The organism is Paenibacillus sp. 598K (assembly GCF_003851045.1).
Classification (GTDB): domain Bacteria; phylum Bacillota; class Bacilli; order Paenibacillales; family Paenibacillaceae; genus Paenibacillus_D.
Window position 1 is genome coordinate 4,148 of record NZ_BFBX01000053.1, and the last position, 885, is coordinate 5,032.

The window sequence follows — 885 nt, forward strand, 5'->3', positions numbered from 1 at the left end:
AGAACTTCACGCTCCAGGACGGCATCCCGGTGGCGCTGGAAAATCCAACCCAGGAAGCGATCGACCGTCTGTTCATCAGCGGCGACATGGCGATTATCTCCAACGGCAAGCAGCTCGGCAGCGAGGAGGACAATATGAAAGCGCGCGCGCTGCAATTCCCGACGCGTTATCAGGAGGATGTCGCGCTCGCGCAAGATATTGCCAACCGCGATACGGTCGAAATGGTCGTCACCGGCAGACCGATCGAGGCGCAGACCAAATACGCAACCACCCTGCAAGACAAGTTCAACGAGATGATCGTCAAGTCGACGATGGCTGCGCCCGACCAGTTCGACACCGTCTTCGACACGATGATGAACGACTATATGTCCAATGGCGGCCAGGCGATTCTAGACGAGCGGACCGCGTTGTACAAAGAACTGAACGGCTAAACCGGCAGCAGTCAAGGGAAGGAGCGATCCGTGCGGCTCGCTTCTTCCTCTCATCTAACGTCAAGTTCAGTTCGTCTTGAGGAGGGATTGCATGAGCTTCAAAAGTTATATGACGCGATATTGGCAGCTGTATGCGCTTGTCGTGCTACCGCTGGCTTATTTTCTGATCTTCCGATACGGTCCGATGTATGGCATTCAGATAGCCTTCAAGGACTTTAATTTCTTTCAAGGGATACTTGGCAGCAAATGGATCGGCTTCGAGGCGTTCCGGGAAGTGTTCGGCATGCGGGACTTTTACCTCGCGCTTCGCAACACGCTGATGCTCAATTTCCTCGATCTGATCGTCTCGTTCCCGGCGCCGCTGTTCCTGGCGATCCTGCTCTATGAGCTGAAGGTGGTCTGGTTCAAACGGCTGTCGCAGACCGTGCTGTACATCCCGCATTTTATCTCCTGG

General features: G+C 54.7%; 2 pseudogenes. Both read left to right on the forward strand.

What is annotated here, in order from left to right:
• Nucleotides 1-431, forward strand: a pseudogene (locus PA598K_RS38000) (extracellular solute-binding protein); the annotation flags it as partial.
• Between the two features lie 91 nt (nt 432-522).
• Nucleotides 523-885, forward strand: a pseudogene (locus PA598K_RS16465) (sugar ABC transporter permease); the annotation flags it as partial.